At 35.6% G+C, this 17,531-nt stretch carries 14 protein-coding genes; 12 read left to right on the top strand and 2 right to left on the bottom strand.

Annotated elements, in window-relative coordinates; genetic code table 11:
• Window positions 1-107: 107 nt before the first annotated feature.
• The 6 genes from argC to HHT355_RS08910 all read left to right on the top strand — a co-directional run bounded on the left by argC (window position 108) and on the right by HHT355_RS08910 (window position 8,794).
• Complete coding sequence (gene argC, locus HHT355_RS08935) at window positions 108-1,094, top strand: N-acetyl-gamma-glutamyl-phosphate reductase (RefSeq protein WP_103203096.1); 987 nt, start codon at window positions 108-110, stop codon at window positions 1,092-1,094.
• A gap of 279 nt (window positions 1,095-1,373) precedes the next feature.
• Entirely contained in the window at window positions 1,374-3,272 is a 1,899-nt protein-coding gene (locus HHT355_RS08930; RefSeq protein ID WP_103203095.1) for an alpha-glucosidase, read from the top strand.
• Window positions 3,273-3,517: 245 nt separating this feature from the next.
• Window positions 3,518-4,252, top strand: a complete 735-nt coding sequence (locus tag HHT355_RS08925; protein WP_103203094.1) for a response regulator transcription factor — start codon at window positions 3,518-3,520, stop codon at window positions 4,250-4,252.
• A 14-nt stretch (window positions 4,253-4,266) separates the two neighbouring features.
• A complete protein-coding gene (locus tag HHT355_RS08920; protein ID WP_103203093.1) occupies window positions 4,267-5,271 on the top strand; it encodes a sensor histidine kinase in 1,005 nt (334 codons plus the stop codon).
• 191 nt (window positions 5,272-5,462) lie between these two features.
• Entirely contained in the window at window positions 5,463-6,146 is a 684-nt protein-coding gene (locus HHT355_RS08915; RefSeq protein WP_103203092.1) for an ABC transporter ATP-binding protein, read from the top strand.
• Window positions 6,143-8,794, top strand: a complete 2,652-nt coding sequence (locus HHT355_RS08910; protein ID WP_103203091.1) for an ABC transporter permease — start codon at window positions 6,143-6,145, stop codon at window positions 8,792-8,794. Before HHT355_RS08915 ends, HHT355_RS08910 begins: the two co-directional genes overlap by 4 nt.
• Before the next feature lie 150 nt (window positions 8,795-8,944).
• Here the strand turns inward: HHT355_RS08910 and HHT355_RS08905 are convergent, their stop codons facing one another.
• Window positions 8,945-9,436, bottom strand: a complete 492-nt coding sequence (locus HHT355_RS08905) for a MarR family winged helix-turn-helix transcriptional regulator (RefSeq protein WP_242967620.1) — start codon at window positions 9,434-9,436, stop codon at window positions 8,945-8,947.
• Between the two features lie 270 nt (window positions 9,437-9,706).
• Between HHT355_RS08905 and HHT355_RS08900 the strand changes: the two genes are divergently transcribed.
• The 4 genes from HHT355_RS08900 to HHT355_RS08885 all read left to right on the top strand — a co-directional run bounded on the left by HHT355_RS08900 (window position 9,707) and on the right by HHT355_RS08885 (window position 13,504).
• Window positions 9,707-10,309, top strand: coding sequence for a nitroreductase family protein (locus HHT355_RS08900; protein ID WP_103203090.1), 603 nt, complete (start codon window positions 9,707-9,709; stop codon window positions 10,307-10,309).
• Between the two features lie 443 nt (window positions 10,310-10,752).
• Window positions 10,753-11,250, top strand: coding sequence for a methylated-DNA--[protein]-cysteine S-methyltransferase (locus tag HHT355_RS08895; RefSeq protein ID WP_103203089.1), 498 nt, complete (start codon window positions 10,753-10,755; stop codon window positions 11,248-11,250).
• A complete protein-coding gene (locus HHT355_RS08890) occupies window positions 11,247-13,001 on the top strand; it encodes a M3 family oligoendopeptidase (RefSeq protein ID WP_103203088.1) in 1,755 nt (584 codons plus the stop codon). Before HHT355_RS08895 ends, HHT355_RS08890 begins: the two co-directional genes overlap by 4 nt.
• A gap of 293 nt (window positions 13,002-13,294) precedes the next feature.
• Entirely contained in the window at window positions 13,295-13,504 is a 210-nt protein-coding gene (locus HHT355_RS08885; RefSeq protein WP_103203087.1) for a YdeI/OmpD-associated family protein, read from the top strand.
• A gap of 247 nt (window positions 13,505-13,751) precedes the next feature.
• Here HHT355_RS08885 and HHT355_RS08880 read toward each other — a convergent pair whose 3' ends face one another.
• A complete protein-coding gene (locus HHT355_RS08880) occupies window positions 13,752-14,621 on the bottom strand; it encodes a DegV family protein (protein WP_103203086.1) in 870 nt (289 codons plus the stop codon).
• Window positions 14,622-15,061: 440 nt separating this feature from the next.
• Between HHT355_RS08880 and HHT355_RS08875 the strand changes: the two genes are divergently transcribed.
• Both HHT355_RS08875 and recJ read left to right on the top strand, forming a co-directional pair.
• Window positions 15,062-15,697, top strand: coding sequence for a GDSL-type esterase/lipase family protein (locus tag HHT355_RS08875; protein WP_158245942.1), 636 nt, complete (start codon window positions 15,062-15,064; stop codon window positions 15,695-15,697).
• A gap of 9 nt (window positions 15,698-15,706) precedes the next feature.
• Window positions 15,707-17,464, top strand: a complete 1,758-nt coding sequence (recJ, locus tag HHT355_RS08870) for a single-stranded-DNA-specific exonuclease RecJ (RefSeq protein ID WP_330403391.1) — start codon at window positions 15,707-15,709, stop codon at window positions 17,462-17,464.
• The last annotated feature ends 67 nt before the right edge of the window (window positions 17,465-17,531 follow it).

The raw sequence follows: 17,531 nt of genomic DNA, 5'->3' as shown, positions 1-17,531 counted from the left end.
TTATTATTATTTAGTAGATATTTATAAATTATATGTTGACATATGATGTATACATATGTATATTAATAAATAATAACGCATAAATATACAATAAGGGGATTTAGAATATGAACGCAAAAAAGAAAATTTTTGTGGACGGCATGAGCGGTACAACCGGTTTGGAGATTCATGAACGGCTTAGTAAATATACAAACATTGAACTTATAAAAATTGATTATGATAAACGCCGGGATTTGGATGAAAGAAAAAGATGCATAAATGAAGCAGATATTGTGTTTTTATGCCTGCCGGATGATGCGGCAAAAGAAGTGGTATCCCTGGTAGAAAACCCGAATACAAAAATAATCGATACCAGTACGGCCCATAGGACGGCGCAGGGTTGGACATATGGACTTCCTGAGCTTTCTTACGCCCATAAAGAGGCCATAAAGGGAAGCAAAAGGGTAAGTAATCCCGGCTGCCATGCCACAGCATTTATACTCTCCGTATATCCTTTAGTTCAACATAATATAATGTCACCGGACTACCCTGTTACATGCCACAGCATAACAGGATACAGCGGAGGCGGTAAAAGTCTTATTGAAAAATACGAAGATAACAACAAAGACAATCCTTATACTAAAGCTCCAAGACCTTACAGCCTGGGTTTAAATCATAAGCATTTAAAAGAGATGATGATGCATACGGGTCTTACCCAAAGCCCGGTTTTTCTTCCCATTGTAGCAGGCTACTATAAAGGGCTTGCCACAACTATACCTGTTCATACAAGACTCCTTAATAAAAAACTAAACGGAAAAGAACTTCACGGCGTTTATAAAGAGCATTATAAGGGTCAAAAATTCATAAAAGTAATGCCTTATATAGATGAGGAAAGCCTCAAGAGTGATGAAATAAATAAAATAATTTTTGACGGAGGGCTTGATATAACAGCTTGCAATAATACCAACAGGGCGGAAATTTTCGTTCTTGGCAATGACGAAAGAGGAATAGCGATGATAATAACCAGAATCGATAACCTGGGAAAGGGTGCATCGGGGGCTGCCATCCAAAATATGAACCTGATGCTGGGATTTGAGGAAGACTTTAATTTATAGAAATAATTCTATGATAAGCAAAATTACAGCTTATGTGGAACATTTATTCATCCATGTAAGCTGCTTTTTTATTAAATTTAAATGACAGCAGTTCAATACTTTAGCAGTTGGTGAAACGGCTTTAAAAAGGGGCATATTATTTTCCTTGCCTATAGTTTTTATATTTTTTTAATGTTTTAAAGCCCTATATTTTCGACAATTGATTAATCAGGAACTTTGAAGTATGATAATTATATGCGATTATTATAAATGTAAACGTTATATTATGGGGGGTACAGGATGAATAAAAAACTGGATTTTAACAGCAGGGTAAAAGATATTTACGCTAATCCAATCGGACGTGACATAATCAATAAGCTTCTTCTTCAGCTTAATAAAAGCAGGAAACTTGCTACAAATCCTCTTATAGGAAATCTTCGCATAAAGACACTGGTATCCTTGACTAAGGGAAAAATAGACAAAGATTTTTTTGCTACAATTTTAGATTTATTAAACAGTGAACGGGATGTACCTCAAAATTTAAAGGGGGATTTTGAGAGAAAATGGTGGAAAGAGGCTGTAATATACCAGATATACCCCAGAAGTTTTCAGGATTCAGACGGGGACGGCATAGGCGATTTGAAAGGAATATGCTCAAGGCTTGATTATTTAAAAGATCTTGGCATTGATGCCATTTGGCTGTCTCCCGTATATGATTCACCCAATGACGACAACGGATACGATATCAGGGATTATTATGCCATAATGAAAGAATTCGGCACCATGGAGGACTTTGATAATTTGCTTGAGGAAGTCCATAAAAGAGGTATGAAACTTATTATGGATCTGGTTATAAACCATACATCCGATGAACATGAGTGGTTTAAAAAAGCCCTGGAAGGGTCCGAAAAGTATAAAGATTATTATCATTTTGCAGACAATAAAGACGGGAACCCGCCCAATAACTGGACTTCATTTTTCAGCGGTCCGGCATGGAACTATTATGACAAACTGGATGCCTGGGCACTTCATCTGTTTTCCAAAAAGCAAATGGATTTAAACTGGGAAAACCCCGATCTAAGACGGGATGTCATAGCTATGATTAAGTGGTGGCTTGACAAAGGAGTTGACGGTTTCAGGCTGGATGTTATCAATTATATTTCAAAGAAAGAGGGTTTGCCTGACGGGAATGAATTAATAGGGCAACTGATGGGTTATTACGGAGTTGAGCATTATTTTTACGGCCCTAAACTTCACGATTATTTGAAAGAGATTAAAAAAGAAGCCTTTGAACCGTATAATGCGTTTACCGTCGGGGAAACACCGGGCATAGGAATGGAAATGAGTAAGCTTCTTACGGCTGCTTACAGAAAAGAACTTGATATGATCTTTTCATTTGACCATTTGGAAACACCGGGACATTCCAAGTTTGATGATTATCTTTATGATTTAAACTATTATAAAGAATATATGATCGACTGGATGGAAAATTACTATAAGGATAATTGCTGGATGTCCTTATTCTTTGAAAACCACGACAATCCCAGGATGATATCAAAGGTAAATCCCGATCCTGCTTACCGCAAAGCCCTCGGGAAGCTCCTTGCCATGATGCAGCTCACCCTAAAAGGGACCCCTTTCATTTATCAGGGGCAGGAGATCGGAGCTGTAAACAGGGATTTTAAATCCATTGACGACTTGAGAGACGTGGAAAGTATCAATTTATACAATGAACTGAAAGTTTCCGTAGGAGAAGAGGCGGCGTTTAAAAAGGTACTTTGCGGCAGCAGAGACCATTCCAGAACTCCGATGCAATGGGATGCAAGCGAGAATGCGGGATTTACCACGGGGACGCCCTGGATAGGGATTTGCGGCGATTATAAAAATATCAATGTGGAAGCAGAACTTAAAGACGAAGATTCCATCCTTAATTTTTACAGGAAACTTATTAGGCTCAGAAAGGAAAACGAAGCTTTTGTTTACGGAGATATTAAGATTTTGGATAAGAAGAAGAAAAATGTATTTACATATATCAGAAGCAGCAAAGACAGTACATTCCTTATTGAGTGCAATCTTTGCCAATATCCCGTAAAAAGAAGTACAAACAAATATAAAAGCAAACAGCTTATTCTGTCCAATTACAATGATATATCAGATATATTAAGGCCTTATGAGGCAAATCTCTACAGGATTGTGTAAAAAGAGTTTCGTTTAAGAAACTCTTTTAATATTTTGAAGATAATTCATCCGAAATTTTTGTATAAATTTTTACAATACTTTGGTTTGCCTACTTATCACGTCAAAGCGTACTCAATTCAATAAATTTTACGGACAAATATTTCATATGTATTTATGTATAATGTGGATATTGATTGTTTGAAAAAATTAGAATACTATAGATATAAATGGGCAAGAGACCTTACAATAAAAGGAGTAGGGCATTTATGAGTATAGAATTTGCAAATTCACCACAGTTACAAAAGTTTAAACTGTTATTAGTAGAAGACGATAAGGCTATAGTTGAGGGCTTGGAATATTATCTTACCCAGGAAGGCTTTGAGGTAAGTTGTTGCTACAACGTAAAATCGGCTATTGATTTAGTAGGAAAGACCAGCTTTGACCTGGCTATACTTGATATAGCTTTACCTGATGGCAACGGTTATGATTTATGCAAACGAATAAAAAAAATGGGGGATATCCCTGTAATATTTCTGACAGCCAGGGACGATGAAGGCAGCATTGTGATGGGGCTTGATATCGGTGCCGATGATTATATAACTAAACCTTTCCGTGTCAGAGAACTCCATTCAAGAATAAAAAGCGTTTTAAGAAGAACTGGCAAAGCAAATAAAAATATTAATGAAGATATTATAACCATCGATAATATTACAGTAAATCTTAAAGAAGGCAAGGTAATAAAGAACGGAAACATTATATTTTTGACTGCTTTAGAGTATCGGCTGTTTCTTACATTGTTGCAGAATTCAGGCAGGATATTGTCCAGAAACCAGCTGCTTGAGTATATATGGGATGTATCGGGCGATTTTGTTAATGATAATACCCTGACGGTATATATTAAAAGGCTGCGGGAAAAGATTGAAGATGACCCGCAAAATCCAAACATTATCAAGACTGTCAGAGGTTTGGGCTATCAGATAGAAAGCAGGAGTATCAATTGAAAGGCTAGGTCGGTATGATTGCTTTAAGGAATAAAGAATTCAGAACAGTACTTATATTTACTTTAATTACCATTTCTATATTTTCCCTTATTGGATTTCGGACGAATAAAATATTCGGAATCCTGCTGTTAGCCCAGGGCGTATTATTGAGTGTGTATTTCATATCCCTTACCCTATACCGGTATAACCAGATTAAAAAATTGTCAGCATATTTAAAAAAAATACAGCAGGGGGAATATTCATTAGACATAAGAGATAACAAAGAAGGTGAGCTAAGTATATTAAAAAGCGAAATTTATAAAGTTACCAATATGTTATCGGAGTATAATGAAAAATTAAAAAATGACAAAATTCTTCTGTCAGAGCATATGGCTGATATATCACATCAGCTGAAAACCCCGCTGACATCCATGATGGTTATGGTGGATTTATTGAAGGATGAAAATTTGCCGGCTGACAAAAGAAAGCAATTCACATCCCAAATATATGCTCAATTAGAGCGGATTGAATGGTTGGTAACATCCCTATTAACAATCTCAAAATTGGATGCCGATGTTATCGAAATGAAACAGGTAAGGATCAAAGCAGGAGATTTGATACAATCTGCTGTTGAACCGGTGTTAATACCGATGGAGCTTAAAGAAATAGACTTAAGTGTTTCAGGGGAAGATAATATAATTACCTGTGATCCCCATTGGATGAGGGAGGCACTGCTTAATATTTTAAAAAATTGTATAGAACATACCATGCCGGGGGGAAAACTTAAAATAAGCGTAAATGACAACCCCCTTTACAGTGAAATTGTAATAGAAGATACAGGTGTCGGAATTTCCAAGGAAGATCTGCCATATATCTTTACCAGGTTTTACAGGGGAAAGAACTCATCATCGGACAGTGTAGGTATAGGATTAGCTATGTCCAGAAGTATTATCCTTAGACAAGGCGGGGATATATCGGTAAAAAGCGTGGAAGGACAAGGAAGTACATTTACCGTTAAATTATATAAATCTGTAATCTAATAAAGTGGAAAATCAGAAAGCCCACATATCAGTAAAAGTTGGTAGTGGGTTTTTTGCGTTTAATTTGCTTAACTTATGAAAAATGACAATTTTGTAATAATTACAGTCACCTGAAAGTCATCTGAAGACTTTAGAATAACATTAAACATAAATGTTTAAAGAAATTTTAGATAGTGAAAGGAAGTTAACCTATGGAAATACTTAGGGTAGAAAATCTGACTAAAATATACGGGAAGGGAGAGACAGCAGTAACCGCCCTTGATAATGTATCCTTTTCGGTAAAAAAAGGGGAGTTTGTGGCTGTTATCGGGCCGTCAGGATCGGGTAAATCTACACTGCTTCATATAATAGGAGGTGTGGATACACCTACTTCAGGGAAAGTTTATATAGACGGAACCGATATCTATAAATTAAATGAGTCACAATTGGCTATATTCAGGCGGAGGCAAATAGGTTTAATCTATCAGTTTTACAATCTTATTCCTATACTGAATGTAGAGGAGAATATGACCTTGCCTATTTTATTGGACGGAAGGACCGTTGATAAGAAACATTTGAATGAGTTGATAGAGACCTTGGGTTTGAAAGGCAGGCAAAAACATTTGCCTAATCAGTTATCCGGCGGCCAGCAACAGAGGGTGTCTATAGGAAGGGCTTTAATCTATAACCCGGCTATTGTGCTGGCGGATGAACCGACCGGTAATCTTGACAGTAAGAATAGCGAGGAAATTGTAAACTTATTAAAATTATATAACCAGATATATAATCAGACTTTAATACTGATCACCCATGACGAAAGGATAGCCCTGCAGGCTGACAGAATTATAAGTATAGAAGACGGCAAAATAGCTAAAGATGAGGTGATCAGACAATGAATATAATGAATAAAATCACCTTAAAAAGTTTAATAAAGAATAAAACCAGGACTATAGTAACCATAATCGGAGTTATTTTATCGGCGGCTATGATTACAGCAGTTACCGCCTTTACATCAAGCATACAGCAATATATAGTAAACTATTCAATTGCCAAAATCGGTGACTGGCATATAATGTTTGGTTTAAATAATTCAGAAGCTTACAATGAGATAATAAAGGATAGAAGAGTGGCCGAAATATCCCTTGTTAAGGAAGGATATTATGCCTATTTAACTGGAGGAATAAATCAATATAAACCATATCTTTATCTTATGGAATTGGACAAAAAAGCACTGGATACCTTGCCGTTGTACTTAATTGAGGGGAGACTGCCTGAAAATGGTGATGAAGTTTTAATTTCCGAGCATGTCTTATCCAACGGCGGGGTGGAATATAAGATCGGTGATCAAATTGAACTAAAGCTGGGGCTGCGCTATTTGGACGGGTATGTGTTAAATCAGTATAATCCTATTACTTTCGAAGATGAAGGGGAAAAAGAAGAGTTAAAAATTACGGGAACAAGAAAATTTACCGTAGTCGGTATCTGCAAACGGCTTCCTTATGAATTAGAAGGTTATTCGGCTCCGGGTTACAGTATAATTACCAGATTGGACGAAACAAACATAACTTTTGAAGAAAATGAACGGATATCCGTCTATTTAAAACTTAAAAACCCAAGGAAAGTTTATGATTTCGAAAATGACATTTCTAAAAAATATAATATTGAAAGCGTCATATATAATGATGATGTTTTAAGATATATGGGAATAAGCAATATAGACAGATTTAACAAGGTATTATACGGACTTGCAAGTATCGTTATGGTATTAATAATGGTAGGCTCCGTATCACTGATATATAACTCTTTTTCCATCTCTGTAAGTGAAAGAAGGAAACATTTTGGGCTGCTTTCAAGTGTAGGTGCCACAAGAAAGCAACTGATAAATTCTGTTTTGTATGAAGCCTTAGTTATAGGCTCAATAGGCATACCTTTAGGGATAGGCTCAGGTATCCTTGGAATAGGGGTAACTTTATATTTGCTTAGGGATAATTTTATCAGAATGTTCGGTGAACGTTATCCGGTAGAACTGTCTTTATCGGTTTCGGTAGCCTCTGTTATAGTTGCGGCACTTGTAAGTATAATTACCATATTAATATCTGCTTATATTCCTGCCAGAAGAGCTAAGAAGATATCACCTATGGATGCGGTTAGGCAGACCATGGATATTAAATTAACCGCCAAGAAAGTTAAGACTTCTGCTCTGACAAGAAAAATATTCGGAATTGAAGGAGATATTGCTTTAAAGAACTTAAAACGCAATAGAAAGCGTTATCGCAGTACGGTATTTTCCCTTTTTATCAGCGTATTGCTATTTATAAGTACATCAGCATTTTCCATGTATCTGACAAAGGGTGTGGAGAATGTATATGAAGATTATAACTATGATATATCTTATACTATATATAAAAATGATGTTTTAAGCCAAAATCATTTACTGGCATTTGAAAATATCTGCAACTTAGACGGTATAGAAGACGGATCAATTATAAGAAACAGCTTTTGGAATGCTGCACTATCTAAAGACCAGGTTGAACCGTCCTTTTATTCCAGAATGCTTGAATATGGCTATAACGACGGAGACGATGTAGAGATTAATATCATTGTATATAGCGTTGACCATAATACATTTGTAGACTATATAAGCGTGTTGGGCCTTAATAAGGAAAAGTTTTTAAATTCGGATGAGATTACTGCAGTAGCAGTCGATAAACAGCATTATTTTAGTAAAGATGAGGGAAGATATATTAATTCAAATATATTTAAAAAGCATGATGAAACAACTATTACTGTATATGATTATTCTAAAATTGATTACAATGAGTCAGATACTTCCCAAGTTGATAATTTAAACGGCGCAACCATTGTGATAGGAGCTTTTGCCGATACGGTGCCTATTGGGGTTTCGGAATATAGCCCTGTAAACAGTATTTTATTGATTGTTGACGATGAGGTAATAAAAAATACCGAAAGCAGTGTCAAAAATTTACCTTGGTATAATGTATTTTATATGTACTTTAAAGCGGATAAACCTGCCGAAGTGATTGAGGACATAAAAAAAATCCTGACCGATGCTGGCCTTGATACAACAGATATATTTAATATAGCAGAACAGGTGGAGGATAACAGAAATATCATTACTATATTAAATGTTTTTGCCTATGGGTTTATTGTTCTTATGTCATTAATTACAATAGCAAATGTATTTAACACCATAAGTACAAATATAAATTTGCGAAGACGGGAATTTGCCATGATAAAGTCAGTAGGTATAACAAACAGTGGGTTTAACAAAATGTTAAATTATGAATGTATATTCTATGGATTAAAAGCCCTTTTATATGGTATACCGGCGTCAATTTGTGTTACTTATCTTATTTATTTAAGTATGACGGAAGGAGTGGATATAAGATTTTTTATTCCTGTAAAAAGCATATTCATAAGCATATTTAGTGTATTTTTAGTGGTATTTGTATCTATGATGTATTCCATGAGAAAAATTCGCCGCGAAAATATTCTGGATACATTAAAAAATGAAAATATATAATAATAGAAAAATAGGTCATATCGCTATATATGCGATAATCCTGTTAGCTCTTCTTACAATTTAATAAAGAGTTGTTAAAAAAGAGCCTTATAAAGAGTTTTAGTATTCTTTATAAAAGGCTCTTTTTTTATTTTATAAAGCTATTCACATTTATTTTTGGTCAACAGTGTTTTCGTTATCGGCTTCGGATAATATCCGGATTATTTTTTTTAGTTCTTCTATAAGCTGCATCCCTTTTTTCGGGTCAAGTTTCAAAAGGCATATCATTTGCTCCGGTATGCACAGGGCTTTTTCTTTCATCTTCTTTCCCTTTTCTGTGAGGCTTATATATACATTCCGCTCGTCATCCTTGCTGCGGTTACGGTTTATATACCCTTGTGCTTCCATTTTCTTTAAAAGAGGAGTGAGGGTACCGGAATCCAGGTATAATTTTTTTCCCAGGGCTTTTATGGTGATATTGTCTTCTTCCCACAAAGCCATCATAATAATATATCCCGTATAAGTTAAATCGTATGGGTCTAAAAGCGGTTTGTATCTTCGAATTATTTCCTTTGAACAAACATAAAGGGAAAAACAGAGCTGATTATCCAGTTTGAGTATGTCATATTTATTGGATTCTTCCATATTTGACTGAGTACTCATAATTTTAACCTTCCTATCTTTATATTTAAAATACGTCGCCATCATATAGTGTAAACGCGCAATTAAATTTTATACAATTATTTAAAAAATGTCAATAAAAGATATTGACAAAAAGAAAATAAAGTGTAAAATATAATTGTAAACAATTCAATTTGATATTATTAAACACAGGATATATATGAATGTATAAAAAGTAGGTTTATGAATATATAATCTGCATTAAAACCAATAATAAAACCGATATTTGATTATAGAAAGGAAGTATGAACGATGAAAGATATGAATTTGTTTCAACTGATGGAAAAACGCCGCTCCTATTACGGAATAGAAAAGAAATCTCCGGTTTCGGATCAGGAGATAAGAGAAATTATTGAGCATGCCGTAAAATATGTACCCTCTGCCTTTAATTCCCAAAGTGCCAGGGTAGTCCTCCTTTTAGGAGAAAACCATGATGCGCTGTGGGAGATTACAAGAGAAACTTTAAGAAAGATTGTACCGGCCGATTCCTTTGCTTCTACCGATGCAAAGATTGACGGTTTTAAAGGCGGATACGGAACCGTTCTCTTCTTCGAAGATGAAGAGGTTATTGAAAACCTTCAGAATCAGTATTCACTATATAAGGATAATTTCCCTGTCTGGTCTTTGCAGTCTTCTGGTATGCTGCAGTATACTATTTGGTTGGCCCTTGAGGGTGCAGGTTTCGGAGCATCCCTTCAGCATTATAATCCTTTGATTGACGATGAGGTAAAGGCTAAGTGGAACTTGCCAAAGAAATGGAAACTTATTGCCCAGATGCCTTTTGGAGCTCCCACAAGCGAACCCGGTGAGAAAGACTTTGCACCTTTGGAATCAAGAGTTAAAGTATTTTCATAAGTATGATTGCTAATATATTGAGCTGATGTAATGATAAAATAAACTGCATTATTGATAGCCAAAATTAATACGTATTAATGAAATCGGGATATACAGATATAACATTATTTTTTCACATAACAGACTAAAGTATGTTATGCGGGTTATATCAGTATATCCTTCAATATTATGACATAAATGATGATTTTATAGTTAACTTAAATATATTTTAAGGCAGGGCATTTTTCATAATTCAAATTTTTATTTTAGCGGTTTTTTAATCTGAATAGATTATTTGAAAATAATATGGTAAAATTTATTACTGAAATCAGCAGGTTAATTACTCGCGTGTACATATTAATTAAAAATTAAGAGGCTTAAAATGACATAACGGGCAAAAGTAAGATATGTACTTAACGGATGATTTGGGTTTAATCGGATTATAATAAATGTGAGGTGCGCTTATGGCAGTTGGTTATTTTTATGATATGCCCATAGGAAGAATGTTTATTTGCGAAGACGGGACGGGAATAAATGAAGTTACACTGATTAAAAATGAAAATGAAGATTATTATACGAAAAATTATGTTATTCAAGAAACAGAACTTTTAAAAAAAGCCGCCACTCAGCTAAGAGAATATTTTGAGGGAAAACGAAAAGAATTTAACATCTGCCTTAATCCAAAAGGAACGCCCTTTCAAAAGAAGGTTTGGGATGCCCTGCTAAAGATACCTTATGGTGAAACCAGAAGCTATAAAGATATTGCAATTGCCGTAGGAAACCCAAATGCTTGCAGGGCTGTAGGTATGGCAAACCATAAAAACCCTATAATGTGTATCATACCTTGCCACAGAGTTATAGGTTCCGACGGAAGCCTGACCGGTTATGGCGGTGGTATTGAAATAAAGGAAAAATTGCTTACTCTAGAAAAAATACATTACGGAAAGGAAGAAAATCTATGAATTATGAATGGTCGTTGGATGTGCTTTATAAAGGACTGGATGATGAAAAGTATAAAAATGATTTAAATAAGCTAAAGCAACTGATAAACGATATAAAAGTTTTCAGCGGAAAATTAGAAGACGGTGAGGATGAAGAAAAGAGGCTATTAACTGCATTTGATTATTTGGAACAGTTGCAGGTCTTAAGCAGATCATTAGGCTCTTATTTGCAGCTTAGACAAGCGGTAAATACTACTGACAGCACTATAGTAAGTGAACTGGGTAATCTGGATAAAATCCTGAGTGAAACATCAAAGCCTGTTTCTGCAATAAAGAAATGGATTGCAGGAATTAAATCCATAGAAGAATATAAAGAAAAGCACGAAAAGATTAAATCATATTCATTCTATATAGATGAAATTAAAAAAGAAGCAAAACATCTGTTAAGCGATGATGTTGAAGATGTAATAGCAAAACTGAATATATCCGCCGGTGCTGCCTGGAGCAGTATGCAGGGACATCTTACGTCAATCCTTGAAGCGGACTACAGGGGTGAAAAGTTAACCCTCTCACAGATAAGGAATCTTGCTTACAGTGAAGATCCTTCAGTCAGGAAGGATGCTTATGAGGCAGAACTTAAAGCATATGAAAAAATCAAAGATGCCATAAGTTATTCTTTGAACAATATAAAAACTCAGGTTAATACCATATGTGAATTAAGAGGATATGAATCACCCCTTGCCCTTACGTTGGAACAGTCCGTAATGAAAAAAGAAACCCTGGATGCTATGCTTGAAGCCATAAGGGAGTATCTGCCGGTATTCCATAAATATCTAAGACATAAGGCAAAACTTCTGGGGCATACTAACGGCCTGCCCTGGTATGATTTGTTTGCTCCTATGGGTGAAAGCGAAGCAAAGTTTACAGTAGAAGAGGCAAGAAAGTTTTTAACAGAGAACTTCAAAGAATTTTCGGATGATTTAGTTGATTTGATTAATCAGGCTTTCGAAGAAAGATGGATAGATTTCCTTCCCAGGAAAGGTAAAGTGGGCGGTGCATTCTGTGATAATTTGCCTTTTATAAAACAAAGCAGAATACTTGCAAACTTCAGCGGAAACTTAAATGATGTGTGCACCCTGGCTCATGAACTCGGCCATGCTTACCACGGTCTTCATATTCAGGACCACCTGCCTCTTAATACTGATTACAGTATGCCGGTGGCAGAAACAGCATCTACCTTTAATGAACTGTTAATCATGGAAGCTGCCATAAAGCAGGCATCCGGAAAAGAAAAGATGGCCCTTATCGAAAGCCAGCTTCAGGATATTACCCAGATAATATGTGATATATATTCCAGATATTTATTTGAGTCCGAGGTCTTTGAAAAATGTAAAACCGGCTTCCTTTTTGCCGACGATTTGAATGAAATTATGCTCAATGCCCAAAAGACGGCTTACGGAGACGGCCTTGACCACAACTGTCTTCATCCATACATGTGGGTGGTAAAGAGCCATTATTATTCTGAACAACTGAGCTTCTATAACTTCCCTTATGCATTCGGAGGCTTGCTTGCCAGAGGCCTGTTTGAAAAATATAAGAGTGAAGGAAAAGACTTTGTGCCTAAATACCAGGCTATGTTAAGAGCAACAACCGTAAGTACGGTTGAAGGGGCTGCAAGGGAAGCAGGAATTGACCTTGAAAAACCCGAATTCTGGAGAGAAAGCTTAAAGTCGGTAGAAAAGCTGATAGAGGAGTTTATAAGAATACAGTAGATTAACCAATTATTAATTTTTGAACTCTATTAAAAAGTATTTAATAATGATAGCAATCAATATGTTTTAATTTTTATAGGCCTGAATCCAATATTTATTGGATTCAGGTTATTTTTATAATGGAAAAAGTGACTTCATAATAAAAATTTACGAAAAATAAATGTAATTTAATAAATTAAATGAAAAATGGTACAGTTTTTATAACATAATAAAGTTATTTGTTTAAAATAATAAAAATAAATCCGGAATCTTATTTTTAAATTTATTCCGTATTTTTATGAAAGGAGAGAATTATGACTTTAATAGACGGCAGGACCCAGCTTCCGGTAGGTCTTGGTATGAAGCTGGCGCTGGATGTAAAAGCTATGACTAATTTTGCGAATTTACCTGACGAAAAAAAGAGGGAACTTATAAACTATATTGAAAGCTCCACAACGGGAGAAGAAGCTAAAAACAGGGTATCTGAGGTTGTAAGCAATCTTCACAAGGGGGCTTTCAGTTAAAGAAAGATATCCTAACATTTCGGATAAAAAAATAAGGACAGTTTCTCATTAAATTGGGAAGCTGTCCTTTTTTACTTGATAAATTATTTGTAATTATTAGAATGAGCATTATTTTTAATTTTTTCATTAAATTTTACTAGGATAATTATTTATCATGAAATTATATATATAAAAACCGAATATAAAAATGTTATACGCTTGAAATCAGCCTCAGTAATAGTTAATTTCTGATGTAATCTTAATATTTTTATCGTTCATTTCCCATGAAGAATAAAGCAACTGTGCCGGGCCCTGAATGGGAACCAATTGTCGGGCAAACATAATTTATCAGGAAATTTTCTATACCGAACCGTTCTCTTATAAGGGAAGCTACATATTCGGCATCTTCAAGGCAATCCCCGTGACTTATAAACACAATATCATTTTTATCTTCGTATCCGGGAAGCCTTTTTTCCATCTGTTCAACCAAAGAAATCAGGGCTTTCTTCCTACCCCTGACATTATTTAAGGGAACAAGCCTTCCTTCGTTGTTTACATGAAGTACCGGTTTTACGTGGATTAATGTACCTACTATAGCCGATGTCCTGGATAACCTGCCCCCTCTGCGCAGATGGTGAAGATCGTCAACGGTGAAAATATGGCACAGGTTTAATTTGTTATCCTCAAGCCACTTGGCTATTTCATCCAATGATTTGCCTTCTTCTTTCATTTTAACGGCCTTGTAGACTAAAAGGCCTTCGCCCATGGAAGCACAAAGAGAATCTATTACGGTAATTTTTGCGTCGGGTATTTCTTCACAAATATCCCTGGCAACGGTTTCGGCCACAGAGCAACTGCCGCTTAAGGCCGAAGAGAATGCGATATGTAGTATATCGTATCCTTCATTTACCAGGCCCGAAAAAATTTTTCTTACAGCTTCAGGATTTGCTGCCATTGTGGTGGGCATTTTACCGGCCCGCATTATATCATAAAATTCTTTAGGATCCAAATCGTCTTCTTCTCCGTAGATTTTACCGTCAAAACTATAGTATAAAGGGATTATTTTCAAATTATGTTTTTTAATAAAATTGTCCGGTAAATCACAGGTCCTGTCGGTTGTTATTACAAAATCTCTCATTAGGTTACCTCCGTATTATATATGTTTTCTGACAGCATTTGATAATCCGATCAGGATATCGTTATGTTGTTAAGTAGTTTTTATTACGATATGATATATTATAACATACCATTAAATATACATACAATATTCTTGCCAAAAAATCTTAATTTATGAATAAATCCGCTTAACTTGACAATTTTTTGATATTTTGATATTATATATCAAACTTAGTATGGTTGCTTTCTTTAGGTATTATATTCTCAGAATATAGTACTTTTTATTATGAATTGACTTGAAACGTAGGCCTGTGTTGTGCCGGGCCTATTTTTTATTCAGTTTGGTGGTATTATTCGTGATTTCTTATTGAATAAAATTGATATACAAGAATATAAACATTGCTTTTTTTAAAAAATTGATTTAAATTCAAGATATAATTTAATACGGTTAGGATGATGAGGATGCTAAAGAATTTATTATGTTTTGGTGATTCCAATACTTTCGGATTTGTTGCGGGAAGCGGAGAAAGGTATGAAAGGAATAAAAGATGGACCGGATTGCTTCAAAAGTATTTGGGCAGCGATTATTATGTAATTGAAGAAGGGCTTTGCGGGAGAACGACTGTTTATGATGATCCTGACAATAAATTTACCAACGGAAGCCAATACCTTGAATTTTTAATTGCCACCCACAGGCCACTGGACCTGGTTATAATTATGCTTGGTACCAATGATACCAAAGAGAAATTTTCTGCTACAGTAATGGACATAGCAAAAGGATTGGAACAGTTAATTAAAATTCTTAGAAATCCCAGTATTTATAACAAAGACATCCTGATTATATCTCCGATTCATATAAGCGATAAGATAGTGGATTCAATGTATTTTGAGGCTTTCGGCTTGAAAGGTGCGGAAAAATCAAGGCTTTTGGCACCGGAGTTTAAGAAAGTGGCTGATCAATATGGGTGTTATTTTATGGATGCTGCAGATTTTGCAAAAGCCGACGATAGGGATGCAATCCATATAGATGAAAAAGGTCATGAAGAATTAGCTAAAGCCGTATATCTTAAGATTAAGGAGATAGAAAAAGGGTTATAGGAGGACATTTTGGAAAATTGGTTTATTAAGAACAAAAAAGCAGATTTTGAATATATAATGAAAGAGTGCGGTATTAGTGAGGTACTGGCCAGGTGCCTGGTAAACAGGGGCCTGGAAGATCCGGATAAAATCAAAGTTTTCTTAAATCCCAGTCTTGAAGATTTGTATAACCCTTTTTTGCTAAAAGACATGGAAAAAACCTGCGATATTTTACAGGAAAAGATTTTAAACGGAAAAAACATCCGTATTGTCGGGGATTATGACGTTGACGGTGTGGTAGCTACCTACATCCTGTATCGGACTTTAAAAATGTTAGGGGCTAATGTGGACTATGAAATTCCGGACCGAATTAATGACGGTTACGGAATAAATATGAGAATAGTAGAAGAAGCAAAAGCCCAAAATATAGATACTTTGCTTACCTGCGACAACGGCATAGTTGCCATGGAGCAGGTTTTGAAAGCTAAAGAGTACGGTATGACAGTAATTGTAACCGACCACCACAACCTACTTGAAACGGAAGATAAGAAAGTTGTTATTCCACAGGCCGATGCCGTAATCAATCCCAAGCGGCCTGATTGTCCGTATCCTTTTAAAGGCTTATGCGGAGCAGCGGTTGCGTATAAGCTGGCGGTAGCCCTACTTGAAAGATACGACATACCTGAAAAAGATGAGTACGAGAAAGAACTGATATCCTATACCGCTATAGCTACCGTTTGTGACGTAATGGAATTGGTAGATGAAAACAGAATTATTGTAAAACACGGGCTTGACCTGCTAAAAAATACACCGAATATCGGCCTTTTGACCCTTATGGAAATATGCCAGATAAATAACAAGGATCTTTCAGCTTTTCATCTTGGATTTATCATCGGTCCCTGCCTGAACGCATCAGGAAGGCTTGATACAGCCAAAAAGGGACTTAGTTTGCTTTTAGCTCCAAATAAGAGTGAAGCTTTGGTCCTTGCTACAGAACTAAAAAGTCTTAACGAATCCCGCAAAAGTATGACTGAAAAATATCTGGAGAAGGCTATAAAATTGATTGAGGATGAGCATATGTTAGATGACAAGGTGCTTGTAGTATATCTTCCGGATTGTCATGAAAGTGTTGCTGGAATTATTGCGGGACGACTTCGCGAAAGATACCACAGGCCTGCCATAGTTCTTACGGATTCGGCCGAGCATGTCAAAGGTTCAGGAAGATCCATAAATGAATACAATATGATTGAAGAATTGTCAAAACACAGAGATCTTTTTATAAAAGTAGGCGGTCATCCATTGGCGGCCGGGATGTCAATCCTGCCTGAAAATATAGAAGTTTTGAGAAAAGTTTTAAATGAAAATTCAACACTGACCGAAGAAATGTTAAAACCTAAGGTTACTATAGATATCCTGCTTCCGCTGGGGTATTTGTCGGAAGGACTGGTAAAAGAACTTAGGCTACTTGAACCTTTCGGTAACGGAAACAGCAAACCCTTATTTGCGGAAAAAGATTTGACTGTAAAGTCTCTTATGATTGTCGGAAGCAACGCAAGCGGTATAAAAATGCGCGTAAGAAACCAATACGGAAGAGAGATGGATGCCCTGTATTTTGGAGATGTGGATCGGTTTTTTAAATACATCGGCGATACTTACGGACAGGACGAAGTCTGGCGATTAAAGACAGGAAGGGGTTCAAATATAAAACTTACTGTTACATATTATCCGAATATTAATGAATATAACGGATATAAAAGCATACAACTAATGATACAAAACTACCGATAATAAAATTTCTTATATTTTTATGCCTAAAAATGAATTAGATTTGCGAAGTAATGTCGGAAGTGATATA

The organism is Herbinix hemicellulosilytica (genome assembly GCF_002904165.1).
Taxonomy (GTDB): domain Bacteria; phylum Bacillota; class Clostridia; order Lachnospirales; family Lachnospiraceae; genus Mobilitalea; species Mobilitalea hemicellulosilytica.
The sequence above is the reverse complement of the archived record's forward strand: the minus strand, read 5'-3'. Positions and strand labels throughout refer to the sequence as shown.

Bases quoted from the DNA above. Each gene is read 5' to 3' on its own strand.
- argC (WP_103203096.1), top strand. From the start codon at position 108: ATGAACGCAAAAAAGAAAATTTTTGTGGACGGCATGAGCGGTACAACC.
- HHT355_RS08930 (WP_103203095.1), top strand. From the start codon at position 1,374: ATGAATAAAAAACTGGATTTTAACAGCAGGGTAAAAGATATTTACGCT.
- HHT355_RS08925 (WP_103203094.1), top strand. From the start codon at position 3,518: ATGAGTATAGAATTTGCAAATTCACCACAGTTACAAAAGTTTAAACTG.
- HHT355_RS08920 (WP_103203093.1), top strand. From the start codon at position 4,267: ATGATTGCTTTAAGGAATAAAGAATTCAGAACAGTACTTATATTTACT.
- HHT355_RS08915 (WP_103203092.1), top strand. From the start codon at position 5,463: ATGGAAATACTTAGGGTAGAAAATCTGACTAAAATATACGGGAAGGGA.
- HHT355_RS08910 (WP_103203091.1), top strand. From the start codon at position 6,143: ATGAATATAATGAATAAAATCACCTTAAAAAGTTTAATAAAGAATAAA.
- HHT355_RS08905 (WP_242967620.1), bottom strand. From the start codon at position 9,436: ATGAGTACTCAGTCAAATATGGAAGAATCCAATAAATATGACATACTC.
- HHT355_RS08900 (WP_103203090.1), top strand. From the start codon at position 9,707: ATGAAAGATATGAATTTGTTTCAACTGATGGAAAAACGCCGCTCCTAT.
- HHT355_RS08895 (WP_103203089.1), top strand. From the start codon at position 10,753: ATGGCAGTTGGTTATTTTTATGATATGCCCATAGGAAGAATGTTTATT.
- HHT355_RS08890 (WP_103203088.1), top strand. From the start codon at position 11,247: ATGAATTATGAATGGTCGTTGGATGTGCTTTATAAAGGACTGGATGAT.
- HHT355_RS08885 (WP_103203087.1), top strand. From the start codon at position 13,295: ATGACTTTAATAGACGGCAGGACCCAGCTTCCGGTAGGTCTTGGTATG.
- HHT355_RS08880 (WP_103203086.1), bottom strand. From the start codon at position 14,621: ATGAGAGATTTTGTAATAACAACCGACAGGACCTGTGATTTACCGGAC.
- HHT355_RS08875 (WP_158245942.1), top strand. From the start codon at position 15,062: ATGCTAAAGAATTTATTATGTTTTGGTGATTCCAATACTTTCGGATTT.